The following is a 20941-nucleotide window of genomic DNA, read 5'->3' on the forward strand; positions in this document are numbered from 1 at the left end:
TAAGAACGCTAGCAACAATTTTAAGTTGCTAGCGTTCTTTGTTTATTCAGAAAATCTACTTTTTTAATGAATATCAAAAAACCAAAATTTTTTGAAAAAGGCTTTAGAGCTTATTACCTGCTTGTAGTATCTATTATACTACTTACGATAGCCATACAATCCATTATTCAATATTCATTAAATCAACAGCGTTCAACGGCCTTGGTGGTGAATTTGGCAGGTAAGCAACGTGCCCTAAGTCAACGTTTATTAAATGAAGTATACTCCTGCAGATTTCATAACTGTGATTATGCAGAAGTAAAGCTTACTTTAAGTCAGTTGGTTCAGATGAATACCTTCTTACAAGAAGGTAATGAAAACTATCAAATAGAACCCTTAGATGAAGAAGAGATAAAAGCCAATTTTAGACGATTAAAGCCTTATGTAGTTTGGTTTCAAGATTATTTAGGAGATTTTAATGAAGTTAGTGAGGTAGACTTTGATGAATTGCGCCTTCAAGTAGATGGTTTTTTTAATATCATGGATGAAATTGTAATACAGTTTCAACGAAAATCTGAAGCAGATATCAAAGGGATGATGCTTATAGAAGTTGAACTTGCCATTTTCTCTGTACTAATTGTACTTTTTGAAATCTTTTTTATAGTTAATCCAATTATCAAAAGAATTCAAACTCAAAAGAAAAAATTAAAAGAAATTGCTTGGCATCAGAATCAAGTTTTAGATTCCCATCTAAAAAATCTTAAAGACCTAAACTACGTTTTAAAAATTGAAAAGAATCCTGAACGTCAATTAGAGATAGTAAAATTTATTGGTGAGGAACTAGATTCCTTATCAGATGCTAAAAGTAGGATGAAAGGTTCGCTGGAGAAAAGTGAAGACTATCCCATGCCTCATGATGTGTTAATAGGTAAGTTAGAGCGTTCTTTAGAGAAGTTACATATTAAAACTCCAAAAACTAATCGTGATGGTAAGGCTCATTCCGTAAAATCGAAAACCCCCGATACAACTGCTCCACAGTAAATAAGCGTACCATTTGGTGAGAAAATGTCATTTTAGATAAGCTTATTTTTTGGTTTGCGCGTTGTAATACCCTTTCTCCAAAGCCATAAGGCCCTCCAATTACAAATACTAAGTTTTTAAGACCAGAATTCATTTTTTTTTGAAGAAATTCAGCAAATCCTCTAGAAGTAAATTGTTTGCCATTCTCATCAAAAAGTACTAAAAAGTCACTTGTTTCAACATGTTTTAAAATCAATATACCTTCTTTATCTTTTTGTTGGTTTTCAGATAGGTTTTTAGCGTTTTTTAAATCTGGTAATTCAGTATACACAAACTTTACATAGTGTTGTAATCTTGAAGCGTATTTTTGAATTAATGTGGCTAAATTGTTTTCATCGGTTTTACCAACAACTAATAAAGTAATAGTCATTTTAGCGTATTTGAAATGAATTGATGGATTTGATTTTTAGTAATTTCGTCGAAACTAGTAATTCTAATGATTTCTAAAGAACAATTTGATAAAGAATTGCAACTCACTATTGCAAACGCCATTAGAGAAGATGTTGGTGACGGTGACCATTCTTCTTTAGCCTGTATTCCAAAAAGCGCTCAAGGTAAAGCCAAACTTTTGGTAAAAGATGAGGGTATTATAGCGGGTATTACTTTTGCAAAAATGGTCTTTAACTATGTAGACCCAGAATTAAAAGTAGAAACGCTTATAGAAGAAGGTTCAAATGTTAAGTATGGCGATATTGCATTTTATGTTGAAGGTTCTTCTTTAAGTATTTTAACAGCTGAACGTTTGGTTTTAAATGCAATGCAACGCATGAGTGCTATTGCAACCAAAACAAATTATTTTATGGGATTGTTAGAAGGTACAAACACCAAAGTTCTAGATACCCGTAAAACTACACCTGGCATAAGAGCATTAGAAAAATGGGCCGTTAAAATAGGTGGTGGTGAAAATCATAGATTTGCGCTTTATGATATGATAATGCTTAAAGACAATCATATAGATTTTGCAGGGGGTATAACAAGAGCTATAAACAAGACCAAAACATATTTAAAGGAAAAGCAAAAAGACCTTAAGATTATTGTAGAGGCGAGAAACCTTATTGAGGTAAAAGAAATTTTAGATGCTAAGGGGGTTTATCGCATATTGTTAGACAATTTTAACTACGAAGACACCAAAAAAGCCGTAGCCCTTATTGGAGACCAATGTTTAACAGAATCATCTGGTGGAATTAACGAAGAAACCATAAGAAAATATGCAGAATGCGGTGTAGACTATATTTCCTCTGGTGCTTTAACACACTCTGTATATAACATGGATTTGAGCTTGAAAGCAGTTTAATGGAAGTAAATATTCGGCATAAACTAGATAAGATTCCTATTTTAAAACAAGTTGTTGCTTTTTTAGACAAGGTGAAACTACCGGGGTTAGAAGGTCTTTCATTATATGATTTGTTAGAAATTTATATACTGGGAATTGTTAGAGGAGCGTTATCTAGTAGAGCTGGTTCTATTGCATTTAGCTTGTTTATGGCTTTATTTCCGTTACTAATTTTTCTTTTGACCTTAATTCCGTTTTTAGTCCCCTACATTAGGTTAGAAATACAAGATTTTGATACCGAGTTTCTAACCTTTTTAGAGTCGTTTCTACCTACAGCAACAAGTGATTATTTTGGCGATGTTTATCAACAAATAAAAGACCAAAAAAGAGGCGGATTGCTATCGTCTTCTTTTCTTGTATCCATATTTCTAGTGGCAAACGGAGTAAACTCTATTTTTAGCAGTTTTGAACACTCTTATCATGTTGAGTTAACACGTAATTTTTTTAAGCAATACGCGTATGCTTTAATGGTGGGTTTAATTTTGTCTATTTTGCTAATCGTAGCGGCTATTGCCTTTGTATATTTTGAATTTTATTTAGAAATCACCAGTGAATATTTTGGTAAGACTTTTGGTTATGAATCAGAAAAATTTGACCAAACAGGCGGATTAATAACACGCATAATATCTTACGTAGTACTTTCTTATTTTACTACGGCCATATTGTATTATTTTGGAACAGCAGAAGGTAAAAAAGTGCGATTCTTTTCTATAGGAGCTTTAATGACAACATTATTATTTATGTTGACCTCTTATTTGTTTGGTATCTATGTTGATAAATTTGCGCGCTATAATGAACTTTATGGAGCTTTAGGAGGTCTTTTAATTCTCATGGTTTTTATCTGGCTTAACTCCAATATTTTATTATTAGGGTTTGAATTAAATGCAACCTTACATCAAATGCGAAAAGGAGTAAAAAAAAAAGTACAAAATGAAGATGTTTAAATTAGTTCTAATAGTATCAATTTTCACCATTACCAATTCTTTTGGACAAACGGTTTTAGGAAAATGGAAGACAATAGACGATAAAACCGGAAAACCAAAAGCGGTTGTTGAAATTTATGAAAAAGACAACAAGTACTTTGGTAAAATAATTGAAGTACTTCAGCCAGAAAAAATAGATGAGGTTTGTGTAAAATGTAAAGGAGAAGACAAAGACAAACCTTTTTTAGGCCTAATAGTTATCAAAAACATGGTTGAAGATAATAAGGGGCAATATACTGGGGGTAAACTCTTTGACCCTGAAAACGGATTAGAATTTAAAGGTAAGATTTGGTTAGCCAAAGAAAATTTAAACCATTTAAAAGTAAGAGGGTACCTAGCACTTTTATATCGCACTCAAACTTGGATTAGAATTACATCATAGTAAATGGAATATTTTGTTGATGTAGCGCTAGCTATTCCGTTAGAAAAACTATTTACATATAGTATTTCAAAAGAAGAAGCAGATTTTATTAAACCAGGAATGCGCATAGCCGTTCCATTTGGTAAAAAGAAGATTTATACGGCTATAGCTATTCAAGTTCATACAAATCCGCCGACTGCCTACGAAGCAAAATCTATAGAATTAATTCTAGATGAAACTCCTTTAATAAATACTATTCAGCTTGAACATTGGCAATGGTTAGCAAATTATTATATGTGCACTTTTGGTGAAGTGGTTAAAGCCGCCCTACCCAAAGCGTTTTTGCTAGAAAGTGAAACCATAATAATGCCGAATAGTGAAATTGCTGTTAACGAATCTGAACTTACAGATAACGAGTTTTTAATTTACGAAGCGCTAGAAAATCAAAATAGCCTAAGTATACAAGATATCATTCAAATTACAGATAGAAAGCAAGTGCTTCCTATCGTTAATTCATTATTGGCTAAAAACGTAATTCAGGTGCATGAGCGTATTTATGAGGAATACAAACCTAAAATGATACGCCATGTTAAATTTAGTAGTTTATACGCTTCTGATGAAGCCTTACAAGACTTTTTAGACGAACTTTCGAGAGCGCCTAAGCAACGAGAAGCGGTTTTACATTTATTTCAATTACAAGCAGGAAAAGGTAACGCTATAAAAGTTTCAGAGTTAGTTCAAAAAAGTGGCTGTTCTTCCGCAATCATTAAATCTTTAATCGATAAAAATGTTTTTGAAGAACTTCAAATAAGAACAGACCGGGTAGTTTTTAATCAGATTAATTTTAAAAGTCGTGAATTTGAGTTAAGTGCGCATCAATTACAAGCATTCAATACAATAAAAGAAGGCTTTAAGGCTAATAAGCCCGTTTTACTTTACGGAGTAACCTCTTCTGGTAAGACTGAGGTCTATTTTGAGCTGATTGCAGAAGCTATCAATAGAGGAGAGCAGGTACTGTATTTATTACCAGAGATAGCCTTAACCTCGCAGCTAATTAATAGGTTGCAAGAACATTTTGGAGAAAAAGTTGCTGTTTATCACTCCAAATATTCGGTTAATGAAAGAGTTGAAGTATGGAATAACGTACTGCATCAAAAACAAAAAGCTCAAATTACAATAGGAGCCAGGTCTTCACTGTTTTTGCCATTTTCTAATCTGGGATTACTAATTGTAGATGAAGAACATGAGTCCTCCTTTAAGCAATTTGACCCAGCCCCTAGATATCATGCAAGAGATGCCGCACTGGTATTAGCCAAATTACATAAAGCGCAATGTTTGTTAGGTTCTGCAACACCAAGCATTGAAAGTTATAAAAATGCCAAAGACGGCAAATATCATCTTGCAAAAATGACAGAGCGCTTCGGAAACGTGCTCATGCCAAAAATAGAGTTGATTGATATTAAGGAAGCAACCCGTAAAAAGAAAATGAAAGGTCATTTTTCAGAATTACTTTTAGAACACATGTGGAATGCTTTAAATGAAAAAGAACAGCTAATTCTTTTTCAAAATAGAAGGGGTTTTGCACCAGTTGTTGAATGCACAACCTGCGGTCACTCAGAACGCTGTCCAAATTGCGATGTAAGTCTAACCTATCATCAATATAAAAAACAATTAAGATGCCACTATTGTGGCTATCATGAACTATTAGGAGTAAGTTGTAAAGCTTGTGGTAACAACACTTTAGAAACGCAAGGTTTCGGTACTGAACAAATTGAACAAGAATTGCAAAATTTGTTTCCAGAAGCCAAAACAGGCCGAATGGATTTAGATACCACAAGGAGTAAATATGGATACCAGAAAATAATCAAAGCCTTTGAGAACCATGAGATAGATATTTTGGTAGGCACACAAATGATTACCAAAGGTCTAGATTTTAGAAATGTGGGTATGGTAGGCATTATGAATGCAGATACATTATTGAACTTTCCAGATTACCGTGCCCACGAGAAAAGTTATCAATTACTAACACAAGTAGCGGGTAGGGCAGGGAGAACAGAAAAACAAGGTAAAGTATTTATTCAAACGTATAATCCGTTTCATAAAATTTTGCAACAGGTATCTACAAATTCTTTTGAAGAAATGTTTAATGAACAACTTTATGAAAGAGAACAGTTTTTGTATCCGCCAAAAGTTCGAATTTTAAAAATAACCTTAAAATCTAAAGATTACAATCGCTTAAACGAAGGAGCAATTTGGTTGGCTAAAAGTTTACGAACTGTGTTTGGTAGTTGGGTGTTGGGCCCAGAGCCACCTGTTGTTTCTAGAATAAAAAGAGACTATTTAAATAATATAATTATTAAAATTCCAGCAGGAAATTCTGTTTCAAAAGCAAAAAAAAGCATCAAGAAAGTTCAAAACTCTTTTGATGCCATTGGTGTTTTTAAAAATATACGTTTAGTATATAACGTTGATCATATTTAAACGTTAGCTAAAGCTTCTGCAAGCTCTGTCTTTTTATTTCTACTTAAAGGTATTTGTCTTCCCCCCACTTCAACATTCTTACTGTTGAATTTCTCTATCTTTTCTAAGTTTACAATGTAAGACTTATGAATTCTCAAAAATTTGTCAGCAGGTAACTGCTGTTCAAAAGACTTCATTGTAGAAAGAATTACAATATTAGCTTCATCCGTAACTAATTTAATGTAGTCCCCAAGCGCCTCAATCCATTTAATATCATTTAGAATAACCTTACGTTTTTTAAGATTACTTTTCACAAAAATGTGTTCTTCATCTTCATCAACTCTATTTAGTTGCTCATATTTGGCTACAGCTCTTTTTACAGATGCTTCAAAGCGGGCAAGGGTGATAGGTTTATGTAAATAATCGGTTACATCATAGTCAAATGCTTTTAAAGCATAATCTGGTTTACCGGTTATCAAAATAACTTGAGGAGGATTTTCTAAGGCTTCTAATAAGTCAAAGCCGTTAATTATAGGCATCTCCACATCTAGGAAGATTAAATCAACGTCGTTGTTTTTTAAGCCGTTTTTGGCCTCAATTGCGTTGCTAAACTCGGCTATGAGTGCTAAGTTCGGATGATTGTTCACCAACTTCGCTACAGCCATACGCTGCATCGATGAGTCGTCAACAATAATACTTTTAAGTTTCATAATGGTGATTTGTGGGGTTAAATCATCGGCAAATTACACAAAAAGTACGTTTAAGTGCAACAAAAGATGTAAACACTGTAATTTCTGTTGTGTAAGTGGGGATATGCACGATAAGGGATTGATTATATTTTTAATTGTTAATAACTTCTAAAATCAAAAACGAAGATTATTGATTTTTCTTGTGGAGGTAACTTAGAATGTTTACTTTTGCGCTCCTAAAAATTAATGATATTATGAACCATTACGAAACTGTTTTCATTTTGAATCCCGTTCTGTCTGATACTCAGATAGAGGAGACAGTTAAGAAATTTGAAGATTTCTTAAAAAACAATGGTGCCAAGATGGTAGCCAAAGAAGACTGGGGGCTAAAAAAATTAGCTTACCCAATTCAACACAAGAAAAGTGGTTTTTACCACTTATTTGAGTTCACTGCTCCAGGTGAAGTAATAGAGCCTTTTGAGGTTGATTTTAGAAGAGACGAGAGAGTTATGAGATTCTTAACCGTTAAACTAGATAAGCACGCAGTTGCTTGGGCAGAAAAAAGAAGAACTAAGTTAAATGTAAAGGCACTTTAAGATGGCATCTATTGAACAACAAGCAAAAGCTAAGAAAGACGGAGAAATTAGATATTTAACACCATTAAATATTGAAACCTCTAAAAACGAAAAATACTGTCGTTTTAAAAAATCAGGTATCAAATATATAGATTATAAAGACCCTGATTTCTTAATGAAGTTGGTAAACGAACAAGGTAAAATTTTACCAAGAAGATTAACAGGTACCTCTTTAAAGTACCAAAGAAAGGTGGCGCAGGCAATTAAGAGAGCAAGACATTTAGCTCTTATGCCATACGTTGGAGATATGTTAAAATAAAATTTACAGTAAGAGATGGAACTTATATTAAGAAAAGACGTACAAAACTTAGGTTTTAAAGACGATATCGTTACTGTAAAACCTGGATATGGAAGAAATTATTTGATTCCTCAAGGTTTGGCTGCATTGGCCACTCCTTCAGCGAGAAAAGTTTTAGCTGAAAATCTAAAGCAACGCGCACACAAAGAGAAGCAAGTAATAGAAGAAGCTCAGAAAGTTGCTGAGAACTTAAAGCAATTAGAGATTAAAATTCCTGCAAAAACAGGTGCTGGTGATAAATTATTTGGTTCAGTTACCAACATAGATTTGGTTGAAGCACTTTCTAAAGCAGGTGAAACTATTGATAGAAAATTTGTTTCTATTCAAGGTGGAGCTGTTAAAAGAACAGGACCTTACAACGCTCAAATTAGACTTCATAGAGAGGTTATTGTTGATTTCCCTTTTGAAGTAGTTGCCGAGGTAAAATAATAAGTTAATTTTCGTTAATAACTTATGAAGAGCTATGCATGCATAGCTCTTTTTTTGTTTTATGTTTGCCGAAAATTGAACATTTCTTAACATCGAACACATTATGAAAAAATTTCACCTACTAGTGTTGTTGGTTATGTTTGGCGCATTTTCAGCCAAAGCACAGGTAACAACATCTAACATTCGCGGTACAGTTTTAGATGACCAAGGCGAACCCTTATTAGGAGCTAACGTAGTAGCAGTACATACCCCAACGGGCACAAATTACGGAGCTATTTCTAATGAAGAAGGACGATATAACTTATTAAACTTAAGAGTTGGAGGACCATATGAAGTAACTATTTCTTATGTTGGTTTTAGAACTGAGACAAGAAATGGTGTTTATTTATCATTAGGTAAAACATACAACCTCAATGTAAATATGACTTTGGATAGTCAACAATTAGAGGAGGTAGTATTAGTTTCTGACCAGTCTGGTACTTTTGGTAAAGATAGAACAGGTTCAGAAACCAATGTTGGTAGAAGAGAATTAACCAGATTACCAACCATCTCTCGTTCAGCAAGTGATTTTACTAGATTAGAGCCAAGTGCTTCTTCACCTAGTGGCGATGGTGGTTTATCTTTTGGAGGTAGAAATGACCAGTACAATAACTTTTCTTTAGATGGTTCATTTTTTGCAAATCCTTTTGGCTTAGACGCACCAACACCAGGTGGGCAAACTAGTTCTCAGCCTATTTCATTAGATGCAATAGACCAAATTCAGGTTTCTTTAGCACCTTACGATGTTACACAATCTGGTTTTACAGGTGCAACTGTAAATGCCGTAACCAAAAGTGGTACTAATGAGTTTTACGCTACGGTATATGGTTTCTTTAGAAATGATGATTTAACAGGTGGTAAAATTAATGGTGAAGACGTTTTTAAAACTGGTTTAGAGCAAAAGCAATATGGTATTAGCGTTGGCGGACCAATTGTTAAAAACAAATTATTCTTTTTTGCCAACTTTGAAAAAGATGATTTAACAGAATTAGGTACTGCTGGTTTTGTGCCTAACAGAGGAACTGGGGCTATTAATGAGTCTAGAGTTCTTGCATCTGATTTACAGTTAGTTGATAATATTCTTAGACAAGTTTCTATTGGCGGAGGTGAATTTTACAATCCTGGAAGCTTTGAAAACTTCAACTATGACCAAGAATCAACAAAAGGTATTTTAAAGTTAGATTGGAATATAAATGATAAAAACCGTTTGGCTGTTATCTATAACTTTTTAAGAGCGGCTAAAGAAAAGCCTGCTCACCCATCAGCATTAGGTTTCAGAGGTCCGAATGCAGCAACTTTACAATTTCAAAATGCTGGTTATGAAATTAACAATAACATAAATTCTATTCAGTTAGAATTAAACTCAACTTTAGCTGATAATGCTACAAATAAGCTTCAAGTAGGGTATACGCATTTTGATGATTTTAGAGATGCATTATCAACCCCAGCACCATCAATTACTATTTTAGATGAAACGGGTTCATCAAACTACATTATTGCAGGTCACGAACCTTTTTCAGTAAACAATAGATTAGACCAAAAAGTATTTCAAATTACAAACAACTTAAACTTTTTTGTGGGTAATCATACTTATACAGTTGGTTTCTCTTATGAAAAGTTTCAGTTTGATAACTCCTTTAATTTAGGGGCTTATGGCGCACAGGGAACATTTTTTCCATCAGGTACAATCAACGATTTTAGAAATTTAGATGCTGCAGGCGAAGCTGCACTAGTAGCTTTTTATCAAAATCAATTTAATAACGCTATCGCAATTGCAAATAATAACAATCAGTTTGAAGATGGTACTCCTGGCGGATGGGCGTTAGCTGAAACTAATGTAGGTCAGTTAGCATTTTATGCACAAGATGAATGGAATGTAACAGATAATTTTAAACTAACCTATGGTGTTCGTTTTGATAAACCTTTATATTTTGATACAGGGGATAAAGTACGCGAAAACATCGAAAGAAAAGGGGGTAGCCTAGCAGAAGGTGGTACATATGCCCCTGATATAATTTACTTTGATCCAGAAACAGGAAATGAAACTTTATTAGATTCAGAACAATTACCTAATAACGACTTCTTAGTATCACCAAGAGTAGGTTTTAACTGGGATGTTAATGGAGACCAAAGTTTACAAGTTCGCGGAGGATCAGGATTATTTACTGGCCGCTTTCCATTTGTATGGTTAGGTAACCAAGTTCAAGGAACAGACTTTTTCTTTTACCAAGCAGTTGACCCAGACTTTAAGTTTCCTCAAGTTTGGAGAACTAATATTGGCCTAGATAAAGCATTTGACAATGGTTTGGTTTTAACTACAGACTTATCGTATACCAAAGACCTAAATGCTGCTCACGTTCAAAACTGGGGTCTAAACACACCAACTAGCAACTTAGCTGCGCCTGGAGACACCAGAGCTGTATACCAAAATAGTGATAAGTCACAATTATTTGGAGGTCCTACTAATGCATATGTATTTACAAATTCTGACGAAGGAAGAATATTTAATGCATCATTCAAAGCACAGAAAAACTGGGAGAGTGGATTATATGCTCAATTAGCGTATAACTATTTAAATTCAAAAGAAGTAAACTCAATTGAAGCAGAAATTACGGGTGATGCATTTGTGGCCAACGCAGTAGTAGGTAACGCCAACCAAGATGTTTTATCGTATTCAAGATATGGAGATACACATCGTTTTATTGGTGTAATCTCAAAGCAGTTTAATACTGGTACTACCGTTTCTACATTCTTTGAATACGCTCAAGGAGGTCGATATAATTATGTTTATGGTGGTGACGCTAATAATGATGGTTCTAGTATTAATGATTTACTATACATACCAACCTCAAGTGAAGTAAGTCAAATGACATTTAGCGGAGCAGGCCAAGCTGAAGCTTTTGAACAATTTATTCAACAAGATGATTATTTAAGTGATAATCGTGGTAGCTATGCAGAACGCTATGCTGCTTTAGCACCTTGGAGAGGCCGTTGGGATTTAAAAGTGCTACAAGACATTAAAATCAACGATAAAAATAAACTACAATTAAGTTTAGATGTACTTAATGTAGGTAACCTAATTAGTTCCGATTGGGGTATTGTAGAGGTGCCAACTTTCAATCAGGTACTTGGTATTTCTTTTCAAGATGCTGACCCTGACCCTAATAATTACGTGCCAGACTATTCTCAAGCACCAATTTATAGCTTTGATAGTTCAAATACATCAACCTTTACAGCTAGTACCAGTGCGTTATCTCGTTGGAGAGCACAAATTGGTGTACGCTATATCTTAGACTAATTCATTTTAAGTGTTTTTATTTAGCCCTAACTTAACCGTTGGGGCTTTATTTTTGTAAAAAAATAGTAGTTCATTTTATCAAGAGATATATAAAAATGAAATATAGAAGATTATCTAAGGAGCAATTTGAAGCATTACATAAAGAGTTTATTAATTTTTTAGCAACCCAATCTATTACAGGGGAGGAGTGGCAAAAGCTTAAAAAAGAAAAGCCAGAAGTTGCAGAGCAAGAAATGGATGTGTTTAGTGATTTAATTTGGGAGGGTGTGCTTTCAAAAGTTTCTTATCTAGAGAATATTTCTGAACATCACATGCACTTGTTTGAGCTTACAGATAAGGAAATGAAATTATTATCAGTTAAAGTAATGAACCCAGAAATAGATCTTAGAACAAAAGAGGGATTTGGATGGTTCAAAAAAAATTGGCAATCAGATTTTGTGGAATATCTAACAGCATCTAAAGCCTATACAGAAGATAAAAATTTAGATAAGTTCAAGCTTATTGAACAAGGTGCAGTAATTACCAAAGGAGAGTTGTACCAATGGTTCGACCAAATTATAAGCTAGATAGCGCTATTGACCATGGTAGTTAAACCCAGTATATTTGCACCTTAATAAAAATTATGGCTCAAAAACCTTCAATACCTAAAGGCACAAGAGATTTTTCACCGGCAGAAGTTGAAAAACGAAATTATATCATCAATAGCATAAAAAAGCATTTTAAATCTTTTGGTTTTCAACCTATTGAAACGCCTAGTTTTGAAAATTCTGATACCTTACTAGGTAAGTACGGTGAAGAAGGAGACCGCCTAATTTTTAAAATATTAAACTCTGGAGACTTTATTTCTAAAGTAGATGATGTTACTTATAGTTCAAAAAATTCCAATTCATTAGCTCCTAAAATTTCTGAAAAGGCTTTAAAATACGATTTAACAGTTCCTTTTGCTCGTTACGTTGTAATGCATCAAAATGAGATAGATTTTCCTTTTAAACGCTATCAAATTCAACCCGTATGGAGGGCAGATAGACCTCAAAAAGGTAGATTTAGAGAATTTTATCAATGTGATGCTGATGTGGTTGGAGCTAATTCGCTTTTACAAGAAGTAGAATTTGTGCAGTTATATGATGCTGTTTTTACTGAGTTAGGATTAAAGAACTGCACCATTAAACTAAATAACCGTAAAGTGTTATCAGGTATTGCAGAAGTTATTGGCGCCTCTGATTTATTGATAGATTTTACCGTTGCGCTAGATAAATTAGACAAAATAGGAGAGGTAAAAGTAAAAGAAGAGATGGTAAGTAAAGGCATTTCAGCAAATGCAATAGAAAAAGCATCTCCTTTATTTACTATGAAGGGCAATTCATTTGAGCAATTAGAACAATTAAAAGACTTGTTAGTTCATTCTGAGATAGGAATGCAAGGCGTTGCAGAGTTGCATGAGATAGTGTCTGTAACCAATACCTTAGGTTTACAAACTACTCAATTAGAGATAGATGTTACCCTGGCTAGAGGATTAAATTATTATACGGGGGCAATATTTGAGGTAGCAGCTCCAGAAGGTGTAAAAATGGGTTCTATAGGTGGCGGAGGTAGATATGATGATCTTACGGGTATTTTTGGGTTAAAAGATGTTAGTGGTGTTGGAATTTCTTTTGGTCTAGATCGTATTTATTTGGTTTTAGAAGAACTCGATTTATTTCCAAAGAATATAGCGCAAAGTCTTGATGTTTTATGTTTGAATTTTGGAAAAGAAGAGGGGAGAGCCGCTATAGCCTTGATTATGGAGTTGCGTAAGCTAGGCATTAGAGCAGATTTGTACCCTACAAACACTAAAATACCAAAGCAGTTTAAATACGCAGATAAACGTAATGTGCCCTTTACAATCTTATTAGGTGCTTCGGAATTAGAAAATAGAAGTTTTGTTGTTAAAAATATGACGTCTGGAGAACAGAAAGAATTTTCACTAGAACAGCCTGAAGCTATTTTAGAATTATTTTAATAAAGCGTCGATTTTATCAAATAAGGCAAACCAATACGCATCTTCGATTTTCACAAAATCGATCAAAGTTTTAGTTCTTATTTTATACTCTAAATTATTGATATTTATTAGTTTAAGTTCATCGACTTCTTCATCTTGTTTTGAAAGATTTTGTAAAGATGTTTTTAATTCGACTACAAAACAATGATTAAATTCAGCATCAATAATGTGGTTAGGATGATGATTTATAGATTGAAAAACTGCTACAAACTGTAAATCATTTACAGTAATTTTTAAACCAATTTCTTCTTCTACTTCTCTGAGTGCTGCCTTCGCAATACTTTCACCTGCGGAAACATGGCCAGCTACAGAAACATCCCACAACGAAGGAAATGTTTTTTTGCTAGCAGCCCTTTTTTGTATTAATAAGAATCGGTCTGCAGTAAAAAACCAAACATGGACAGTAGGGTGATACCATCCATGTTTATGTGCTTCTTTTTTTAGGGCTTTTTTTCCTGTATACGCCCCATAACTGTCTAAAATATCTACGTATTCCTCCAAATTATTAATCAAAATAACTGAACGTATCTCCAGCTTTAATATTTAATAATGTTTCGTAGATAAGTCTAATTACATTTTCAACGTCTTTTTTATGAACGGTTTCAACTGTAGTGTGCATATATCGTAACGGTAAAGATATTAATGCGGAGGCTACTCCACCGTTACTATAAGCAAAGGCGTCTGTATCTGTACCAGTATACCTAGAATTTGCTGCACGTTGAAAAGGTATCTTTTTCTCTGTCGCGGTGTCTAAAATTAGGTCTCGTAACTTTTGTTGCACAGCAGGTGCATACGCAATAACAGGACCTTTACCAATCTCACATTCTCCTTGTGTTTTTTTCTCAATCATAGGAGTTGTTGTATCATGGGTAACATCAGTTACTATGGCTACATTAGGTTGAATTCGTTGCGTAATCATTTCTGCCCCACGTAGTCCAATTTCTTCCTGAACAGAATTGGTGATGTACAAGCCAAACGGTAATTTTTTTCCATTTTCATGTAACAATCTTGCTACTTCAGCAATCATAAAGCCGCCAGCTCTATTATCTAGAGCTCTACAAACAAATTTATCTTTGTTAAGAACGTGGAATTCATCAGGGTATGTAATAACACAACCTACATGAACCCCCATTTTTTCTACCTCTTCTTTGTCTTTAGCACCTATATCAATAAATATATTATCTAGTTTCGGAGCTTGTTCTTTGCCGTCTTTTCTAGTATGTATTGCTGGCCAACCAAAAACACCTTTTACAATACCGTTTTTAGTGTGAATATTAACCCATTTAGAAGGAGCAATTTGATGGTCACTACCACCATTTCTAATCACATAAATTAGCCCGTTATCCGTAATATAATTAACATACCAAGAAATTTCATCAGAGTGGCCTTCTATAACAACTTTATATTCAGCCTCTGGATTAATAACCGCTACGGCAGTACCGTAAGTATCTGTAATAAATTCGTCTACGTAAGGTTTTAAATACTCCATCCAAATTTTTTGGCCTTCCCATTCGTATCCAGTAGGTGAAGCATTATTTAAGTATTTTTCAAAAAACTCTAGTGACTTTTTTGTAATAATTTTATCTGTAGCCATAATTTAATTTTAGCTACCAAACTTAGTAATATTCACACTTATTTAATAACATTCGCTTAAGGTTATCGTTACTTTTGTTACTCATTAGCTATGAAAAACTGTATGCGAAAGATTTTCTTGTTGCTTTTATCCTTTACCTGTCTAGGATTAGCCGCGCAAGTAGAGGATAACGATACTATTTACCAGCGCGAATACGATTCTATCTACCAGTATTATGTTCGACTAGAAGGAGATTCCATTTTAAGAAATGCTATTGATTTAGATGAAGTATACATTTTTGGTAAGCTAGAATTTACCGATAAAAAGGAACGCTTACGTTATTATATTCTCCGAAGAAAAACGCTTAAAGTATATCCATACGCAAAACTTGCTGCTGAAAGATTAGTGGAATTAAATGATAGTTTAACCAAGATTAAAAAGCGAAGACATCAGAAAAGATATACCAAAAAAGTTGAGAAATATATAGAAGGTGAGTTCGCCGAGGAATTAAAAAAACTTACCAGAACAGAAGGTCAAATTCTAGTTAAATTAATTCATAGACAAACTGGTACTACAGCCTACGATTTAATTAAAGAATTACGGAGTGGCTGGCGCGCATTTTGGTATAGTGCTACTGCACGTGCATTTAAAATAAAACTAGATACAGAATTTAACCCTCTACAAGAGCATGAAGATTATTTGATAGAAGATATCTTACAGCGTGCTTTTGCTGCTGAAAAACTAGACCGTCAAAAATCGGTTTTAGATTACGATTATGCTTCCTTAAGCAATAAATGGAAACGTCCACCAAAAAATTAAACTCACTTATTCTTTTTTCCGAACACGGCTTCCATTACCAGATTTACAGATTTAAATCCAAGATATATCGCATATATTGCTAATAGAATTCCTAGAACTAGCACTGGCCAAAAAAGTATATTATCCTGATTTTTAAATGCCTGATATAATACAGTTGGGGCTGTAAACATAACCAAGGCTGTTATTAGAAACGATTTAATTCCTTTTGCCAATAACTCTTTATCTGTTCTCTTCATAAGCTGTAAAATAAGCAGAAAGGCCTATATTTAGGTTTATTCGATTTAATTTTATTTTGATGGAGTTTATAGTCCTTATTCTGGTGGTAATTTTTATAGTATTAGCCACCATCAAATTTAAAGTGCATCCTGTAATTTCATTGATTTTAGCTGCAATTTTTTCAGGATTTGGTTTAGGGTTACAACCTCTTGAGATTACCGAAGCAATTACAAGTGGATTTGGTAGTACACTTTCTGGAATAGGATTAGTGATTGCTTTTGGAACAATCATTGGAATTTATTTGGAAAAAACTGGAGGTACCAAGGTAATGGCAGATAGTATTTTGAAGCTAATTGGTTTAAATCGTTCTGCTTTAGCCTTGAATTTAGCGGGTTTTGTAATTTCAATACCTGTCTATTGTGATTCTGGCTTTGTAATACTTTCATCTCTAAACAAAGCACTTTCAAAAAAGACAGGAGCTCCATATTTACTTTTTGCGATAGCGCTAGCAACCGGATTATATTCCGCACATGTTTTTGTACCACCAACACCTGGGCCTTTGGCAGCGGCTTCTATCTTGGGAGCGGATTTAGGTATGGTTCTAATTTTAGGCTTAGTTGTAGCTTTACCTGTGTCTGTAGCAGGCTATTTTTGGGCAAAATTGGTAAGCAAAAAAATCACATCTGATTTAAAAGAAGAAGAAAATAAAGCAACTATAGAAGTTATTGCTCCAAAAGTTTCCGTTCTACAAGCGTTTCTTCCAATAGTAATTCCAGTGGTCTTAATTGCGTTAAAGTCATTTGCTGATTATCCTTCAAAGCCTTTAGGGGAAGCAGTTTTATTTAAAATTATTGCGTTTATAGGTAGTCCGGTTATTGCTTTATTAATTGGAGTATTTTTTGCCTTTTTTGCTGCTAGAACTAGTAAAGAGAACAAAGAACCGTGGATGGTGGATGCACTCAAACAAGCGGGTTTAATCATATTAATTACAGGAGCGGGCGGAGCTTTTGGACAAGTTATTCGAAGTTTTGATTTTGCCTCAGCCTTAAACCTTTCTTCAGCAACTGGTTTTGGTGGATTATTAGTTTGTTTTGTAATTGCGGCAATACTAAAAACTGCTCAAGGTTCATCAACTGTTGCTATAATAACTACATCTGCAATTATAGCTCCGTTACTTGGTGTTTTTGGATTAGAAGAAATTAATCAAAAGGCTTTAGCTGTATTGGCAATTGGTGCTGGCGCAATGACAGTCTCTCATGTAAATGACAGTTATTTTTGGGTGGTTTCTCAGTTTTCTGGATTACATCTTAAAAACGCATTAAAAGGGCACACTTTGGCTACCTTGATTCAAGGTATAACAGGAATAATTATTATTCTATTGCTGCACTTAGTGGTATAACCTATTATTCTACAATAAGAGAATCTTTAAATTGTTGTACCACTGCAAAATAACCCAAAGCAAACTCATTAGGTCTTTCTACATTATCTGTGATGATAATATTATCTAAGCCGGTTACATCAAAAACATTACCCCTAACCGTGGTTGCCGGAGTTTGAAAAACACCACCATTACTATCTGTTTGTTCAATTATTAAATTAGTGAAATTGTAGTACTCCAAATCAGCCCCGGTAATATTTATAGCTACTTGGTCACCAGCTTCTTTATCTTGGTCTAAAAAGTAAGAAAAGCTAAATTCTTGACCATTAAAAAATTCGTCAGATAAGGTTAAAAATTCGCCCTCCCCAAAATCTAAAACATAATACTCATCAAATTGAGGACCATCAGTAATTGTAATTTCCAATTCAACTTCATCTTCATCAAATAGCGTTTCGGAGCCTTGAGAAAACTCATCTATTGGTACTGATGTTCTGTAATTGAACTGTGCAGCGTAGGCGCGGCCTTTATATTCTAGAGATAATACAAATAACATACCTGGCTGAAGAAAAGAAGTTCGAATTCGTTGGTCTGATGAAAAGTTGGGGTCTGGTACGTAAATACCGCTACCTGGTTCTTTTTCTGCTAAATTAGAAGCAGATAGTTGACTTAATTCTGGAGTTCTAGGGTCTTGATTTCCGTAGAATATAACAGCATTTTCAACCTGTGTTGGAGTATTCTCACCAAAAAACTCACTAGATTCTGAGACTTTAATTTCAACAGGGACAAATTCACTGCTAGAATCGACTTTAATAATACCGTCAACAATCAATCTTATTTCTTTTTCAGGAATTTCAACTTCAATAACATCTTCACAAGAGAAGAATAGTAAACAAAAACAGCAATAAACAACTAACTTTTTCATCTAAAAACTAAAGTTATAGGTTACTGATGGAATAATTCCAAAAATTGATGTTCTAACGGCTTCGTTAGTGCCTGTGTCGTTATTCTCTCTAAAATTAATAGATGCAGCGTTCATTCTATTATAAGCGTTATAAATACTAAAAACCCATTCACCTTGCAGTTTACGTTCTTTATTTTTTCTTGGGGTTAACGTTGCTGAGATATCTAAACGATGGTAAGCAGGTAATCTTTCTTGATTTCTTTGGCCATAAAAAGGAACAACAAGTCCTTGGAACTCAAATTGCCCAACAGGATAGTTGGTTGGTTGACCGGTTTGATATATAAAATTGGCATTAAAACGCCATTTGTCATTTAGGTCGTAATTACCATATAAAGAGAGGTCATGTGTTTTATCATAGGGTGTATTGTACCAATTGCCAAAATTGATGCCTGTTTCTAAATTAGACCTACCATTATCGACCGTGGCTGTTCTCCCTGGTGTCCGTTGTTCAGATTTAGACAAGGTGTAAGAAAGCCAGCCATTAAATCTACCTTCATTTTTGCGTAATAAAATTTCTAATCCGTATGCTCTTGCTTCGCCATTTAAAATAACTTGTTCAATAGCGTTGTTTGCAATAAGGTTGGCACCATCTATATAATCAATACGATTGTCAATGTCTTTGTAGAATATTTCGGTTTCAAAGGAATATGCCCCATTTTTTAAATCCTTAAAATAACCTAGCGCATATTGATTAAGTAGCTGAGGCTCTACAAACGGTCCGCTTGGTGTCCAAACATCTAAAGGGGTAGGAGAGCTGGTGTTGGATAGTAAGTGTAAATATTGAGCTAGTCTGGTAAAGCTGGCTTTAACCGAGCTTTGGTTATTAAAATTATAGGAAGCAGAAACCCTAGGTTCAAGGTTGAAAAACTTCTTTAAAGTTCCGCCACGACCTGGAGTTAAAGTATCTATAGGAGTGGCTTCTTTGTATACTAAGGTAAAAGGGTCAAATTCTACAGGGTTATCATTCTCATATTGAAAAAATTCGTCTTGCCCTAATCGATTAAATTGGCTGGCCCTAAGACCATATTCAATACTAAAACGCTCACTAACTTGCTGTTCAACATCTATATATATCGCATTTTCATTGGCATATTTTTTAGTGAGTTGTTCAGCAATAATTCCTGATTCTGGATTATTTGGGCGAATAAATCCGGGATTAAATACATAATAAATGTTATTGAGCCCATAGTTAATTTGAAGCTTGTTGTTTAAATAATGTTTAAGGTCATATTTAACATTAAAGTTTTGTATCCCAGAATCCCATTCGAAACCTACGAAGTCGAGTTCCAACCCGTAGAAATAATCAGAATATATTAATGAAAGATTTGAGAATAACTTTTCAGAGAATAAATGATTCCATCTAAAGTTACCAACGGCGTTACCATATACATTTTCAAAACTATCGTTTATACTAAATAAATCTCGTCCAAAATATCCTGAAAGAAAAATACTGTTATTATCATTGATTTTATGACTTAATTTAGTGTTTAAATCATAGAAATATGCTTTGTTGTCAATATCAAACAATGGTAAAAATAAATGCGCGTATGAAGCTCTACCACCTACTAAAAAAGCAGTACGGTCTTTAATTATTGGTCCTTCTAGCAATAGTCTACTTGCCACTGCGCCAACACCACCATTAACTTTAAGTTCTTTACTGTTACCTTCTTTTTGAAATATTTCTAAAACTGAAGAAACTCTACCGCCATAACGAGCTGGAATACCACCTTTAAATAGTTTTACATCTTTTATGGCATCAGGATTAAAAACCGAAAAGAACCCAAAAAGGTGCGATGAATTAAATATGATTGCTTCATCTAATAAAATTAAATTTTGGTCTGCCGCACCACCTCTAACGTTAAACCCAGAAGAAGCTTCACCGGCATTGGTTACCCCAGGCAAAAGTAAAAGAGATTTAATTACATCGGCTTCACCAAGTACAACGGGTATTTGTTTTATGGTTTTCACTTGTAAACCGGCAACACTCATTTGAGGCTTTCTAATATCTAGTCGTTCTACATTCTCAGTAACCACAACTTCATTTAGCTGTTGCGTTTGTTCAGCTAAATCAATATTCAGTGATTGATTTTGATTAAGATTTATGGTCCTTTTAATTTCTTTAAAACCTAAATAACTAATAATTACCTCATATTCGCCTTCAGGCAATGAAATAGAGTAAAAACCATATTCATTAGTGGTAGTACCAGTTCTTAATTCTGGAAATGCAACCGTTACGCCGATTAAGGTTTCATTACTAGAAGCTTCTCTTATTGTACCGCTTAACGTATATCTGCTTTGAGAATAAGTCAGAGAAGATATAATTAGAAGCAATAAAAGACTTATTTTCTTTGAATAAGGCATGTTAGTTTGGT

At 34.0% G+C, this 20941-nt stretch carries 20 protein-coding genes; 13 read left to right on the top strand and 7 right to left on the bottom strand.

Features of this window, described 5'->3' with window-relative positions:
* The first annotated feature begins 66 nt into the window (after positions 1–66).
* The gene (locus tag H5V42_RS00685) at positions 67–1020 is read left to right on the top strand and encodes a type IV pili methyl-accepting chemotaxis transducer N-terminal domain-containing protein (RefSeq protein ID WP_185781191.1); all 954 of its coding nucleotides are present in this window, start codon (positions 67–69) and stop codon (positions 1018–1020) included.
* On the opposite strand, the gene rlmH is transcribed toward H5V42_RS00685, so the two are convergent.
* Positions 956–1429, bottom strand: coding sequence for a 23S rRNA (pseudouridine(1915)-N(3))-methyltransferase RlmH (rlmH, locus tag H5V42_RS00690; RefSeq protein WP_185781192.1), 474 nt, complete (start codon positions 1427–1429; stop codon positions 956–958). The genes H5V42_RS00685 and rlmH overlap by 65 nt on opposite strands.
* 66 nt (positions 1430–1495) lie before the next feature.
* Between rlmH and nadC the strand changes: the two genes are divergently transcribed.
* Genes nadC through priA form a run of 4 tightly spaced genes read left to right on the top strand, consistent with a single transcriptional unit; the run spans position 1496 to position 6217 of the window.
* On the top strand, positions 1496–2353 hold the full coding sequence (gene nadC, locus H5V42_RS00695) for a carboxylating nicotinate-nucleotide diphosphorylase (protein WP_185781193.1): 858 nt from the start codon (positions 1496–1498) through the stop codon (positions 2351–2353).
* On the top strand, positions 2353–3336 hold the full coding sequence (locus H5V42_RS00700) for a YihY/virulence factor BrkB family protein (protein WP_185781194.1): 984 nt from the start codon (positions 2353–2355) through the stop codon (positions 3334–3336). The genes nadC and H5V42_RS00700 overlap by 1 nt, the downstream gene beginning before the upstream one ends.
* Complete coding sequence (locus H5V42_RS00705) at positions 3323–3757, top strand: DUF2147 domain-containing protein (RefSeq protein ID WP_185781195.1); 435 nt, start codon at positions 3323–3325, stop codon at positions 3755–3757. Before H5V42_RS00700 ends, H5V42_RS00705 begins: the two co-directional genes overlap by 14 nt.
* Positions 3758–3760: 3 nt before the next feature.
* Positions 3761–6217: a replication restart helicase PriA gene (gene priA / locus H5V42_RS00710; RefSeq protein WP_185781196.1), complete on the top strand. Its 2457-nt coding sequence runs from the start codon at positions 3761–3763 to the stop codon at positions 6215–6217.
* Here priA and H5V42_RS00715 read toward each other — a convergent pair.
* Entirely contained in the window at positions 6214–6906 is a 693-nt protein-coding gene (locus H5V42_RS00715; protein ID WP_185781197.1) for a LytR/AlgR family response regulator transcription factor, read from the bottom strand. The genes priA and H5V42_RS00715 overlap by 4 nt on opposite strands.
* A gap of 233 nt (positions 6907–7139) precedes the next feature.
* Here H5V42_RS00715 and rpsF point away from each other — a divergent pair, with 233 nt between their 5' ends.
* From rpsF to hisS, 6 genes are all read left to right on the top strand, one after another.
* Entirely contained in the window at positions 7140–7481 is a 342-nt protein-coding gene (gene rpsF, locus H5V42_RS00720) for a 30S ribosomal protein S6 (protein WP_185781198.1), read from the top strand.
* A gap of 1 nt (position 7482) precedes the next feature.
* Complete coding sequence (gene rpsR, locus H5V42_RS00725) at positions 7483–7779, top strand: 30S ribosomal protein S18 (protein WP_185781199.1); 297 nt, start codon at positions 7483–7485, stop codon at positions 7777–7779.
* Between the two features lie 15 nt (positions 7780–7794).
* Positions 7795–8247, top strand: a complete 453-nt coding sequence (gene rplI, locus H5V42_RS00730) for a 50S ribosomal protein L9 (protein ID WP_185781200.1) — start codon at positions 7795–7797, stop codon at positions 8245–8247.
* Positions 8248–8350: 103 nt separating this feature from the next.
* Positions 8351–11584, top strand: coding sequence for a TonB-dependent receptor (locus H5V42_RS00735; protein ID WP_185781201.1), 3234 nt, complete (start codon positions 8351–8353; stop codon positions 11582–11584).
* A 95-nt stretch (positions 11585–11679) separates the two neighbouring features.
* On the top strand, positions 11680–12150 hold the full coding sequence (locus tag H5V42_RS00740; protein ID WP_185781202.1) for a DUF6495 family protein: 471 nt from the start codon (positions 11680–11682) through the stop codon (positions 12148–12150).
* Positions 12151–12206: 56 nt separating this feature from the next.
* Positions 12207–13583, top strand: a complete 1377-nt coding sequence (hisS, locus tag H5V42_RS00745) for a histidine--tRNA ligase (RefSeq protein WP_185781203.1) — start codon at positions 12207–12209, stop codon at positions 13581–13583.
* On the opposite strand, the gene H5V42_RS00750 is transcribed toward hisS, so the two are convergent.
* Together H5V42_RS00750 and H5V42_RS00755 are read right to left on the bottom strand one after the other, a co-directional pair.
* Positions 13575–14135 (bottom strand): NUDIX hydrolase, encoded by a 561-nt coding sequence (locus H5V42_RS00750; protein ID WP_229665650.1) that lies wholly within the window; start codon positions 14133–14135, stop codon positions 13575–13577. The two genes, hisS and H5V42_RS00750, sit on opposite strands and share 9 nt — an antisense overlap.
* Positions 14128–15216, bottom strand: a complete 1089-nt coding sequence (locus H5V42_RS00755) for a M42 family metallopeptidase (RefSeq protein WP_185781204.1) — start codon at positions 15214–15216, stop codon at positions 14128–14130. Before H5V42_RS00755 ends, H5V42_RS00750 begins: the two co-directional genes overlap by 8 nt.
* Before the next feature lie 102 nt (positions 15217–15318).
* Here H5V42_RS00755 and H5V42_RS00760 point away from each other — a divergent pair, with 102 nt between their 5' ends.
* The gene (locus H5V42_RS00760; protein ID WP_185781205.1) at positions 15319–16014 is read left to right on the top strand and encodes a DUF4294 domain-containing protein; all 696 of its coding nucleotides are present in this window, start codon (positions 15319–15321) and stop codon (positions 16012–16014) included.
* A gap of 2 nt (positions 16015–16016) precedes the next feature.
* On the opposite strand, the gene H5V42_RS00765 is transcribed toward H5V42_RS00760, so the two are convergent.
* Positions 16017–16250, bottom strand: a complete 234-nt coding sequence (locus H5V42_RS00765; RefSeq protein WP_185781206.1) for a DUF6095 family protein — start codon at positions 16248–16250, stop codon at positions 16017–16019.
* Between the two features lie 59 nt (positions 16251–16309).
* On the opposite strand from H5V42_RS00765, the gene H5V42_RS00770 reads away from it, so the two are divergent.
* On the top strand, positions 16310–17629 hold the full coding sequence (locus H5V42_RS00770) for a GntP family permease (RefSeq protein ID WP_185781207.1): 1320 nt from the start codon (positions 16310–16312) through the stop codon (positions 17627–17629).
* 4 nt (positions 17630–17633) lie between these two features.
* Here H5V42_RS00770 and H5V42_RS00775 read toward each other — a convergent pair whose 3' ends face one another.
* Both H5V42_RS00775 and H5V42_RS00780 read right to left on the bottom strand, forming a co-directional pair.
* Complete coding sequence (locus tag H5V42_RS00775) at positions 17634–18530, bottom strand: DUF4249 family protein (protein ID WP_185781208.1); 897 nt, start codon at positions 18528–18530, stop codon at positions 17634–17636.
* Positions 18531–20930: a TonB-dependent receptor gene (locus H5V42_RS00780; protein ID WP_185781209.1), complete on the bottom strand. Its 2400-nt coding sequence runs from the start codon at positions 20928–20930 to the stop codon at positions 18531–18533.
* Positions 20931–20941: the final 11 nt, after the last annotated feature.

This window comes from Croceivirga lutea (genome assembly GCF_014235875.1).
Lineage (GTDB): Bacteria > Bacteroidota > Bacteroidia > Flavobacteriales > Flavobacteriaceae > Croceivirga > Croceivirga lutea.

Excerpts from the sequence above, each read along its gene's own strand:
- priA (WP_185781196.1), top strand. The coding sequence starts at position 3,761 with ATGGAATATTTTGTTGATGTAGCGCTAGCTATTCCGTTAGAAAAACTA.
- rlmH (WP_185781192.1), bottom strand. The coding sequence starts at position 1,429 with ATGACTATTACTTTATTAGTTGTTGGTAAAACCGATGAAAACAATTTA.
- H5V42_RS00760 (WP_185781205.1), top strand. The coding sequence starts at position 15,319 with ATGCGAAAGATTTTCTTGTTGCTTTTATCCTTTACCTGTCTAGGATTA.
- H5V42_RS00735 (WP_185781201.1), top strand. The coding sequence starts at position 8,351 with ATGAAAAAATTTCACCTACTAGTGTTGTTGGTTATGTTTGGCGCATTT.
- rpsF (WP_185781198.1), top strand. The coding sequence starts at position 7,140 with ATGAACCATTACGAAACTGTTTTCATTTTGAATCCCGTTCTGTCTGAT.
- hisS (WP_185781203.1), top strand. The coding sequence starts at position 12,207 with ATGGCTCAAAAACCTTCAATACCTAAAGGCACAAGAGATTTTTCACCG.
- H5V42_RS00715 (WP_185781197.1), bottom strand. The coding sequence starts at position 6,906 with ATGAAACTTAAAAGTATTATTGTTGACGACTCATCGATGCAGCGTATG.
- rpsR (WP_185781199.1), top strand. The coding sequence starts at position 7,483 with ATGGCATCTATTGAACAACAAGCAAAAGCTAAGAAAGACGGAGAAATT.
- H5V42_RS00740 (WP_185781202.1), top strand. The coding sequence starts at position 11,680 with ATGAAATATAGAAGATTATCTAAGGAGCAATTTGAAGCATTACATAAA.
- H5V42_RS00770 (WP_185781207.1), top strand. The coding sequence starts at position 16,310 with ATGGAGTTTATAGTCCTTATTCTGGTGGTAATTTTTATAGTATTAGCC.
- rplI (WP_185781200.1), top strand. The coding sequence starts at position 7,795 with ATGGAACTTATATTAAGAAAAGACGTACAAAACTTAGGTTTTAAAGAC.
- H5V42_RS00755 (WP_185781204.1), bottom strand. The coding sequence starts at position 15,216 with ATGGCTACAGATAAAATTATTACAAAAAAGTCACTAGAGTTTTTTGAA.
- H5V42_RS00685 (WP_185781191.1), top strand. The coding sequence starts at position 67 with ATGAATATCAAAAAACCAAAATTTTTTGAAAAAGGCTTTAGAGCTTAT.
- H5V42_RS00765 (WP_185781206.1), bottom strand. The coding sequence starts at position 16,250 with ATGAAGAGAACAGATAAAGAGTTATTGGCAAAAGGAATTAAATCGTTT.
- H5V42_RS00705 (WP_185781195.1), top strand. The coding sequence starts at position 3,323 with ATGAAGATGTTTAAATTAGTTCTAATAGTATCAATTTTCACCATTACC.
- H5V42_RS00700 (WP_185781194.1), top strand. The coding sequence starts at position 2,353 with ATGGAAGTAAATATTCGGCATAAACTAGATAAGATTCCTATTTTAAAA.
- H5V42_RS00780 (WP_185781209.1), bottom strand. The coding sequence starts at position 20,930 with ATGCCTTATTCAAAGAAAATAAGTCTTTTATTGCTTCTAATTATATCT.
- H5V42_RS00775 (WP_185781208.1), bottom strand. The coding sequence starts at position 18,530 with ATGAAAAAGTTAGTTGTTTATTGCTGTTTTTGTTTACTATTCTTCTCT.
- nadC (WP_185781193.1), top strand. The coding sequence starts at position 1,496 with ATGATTTCTAAAGAACAATTTGATAAAGAATTGCAACTCACTATTGCA.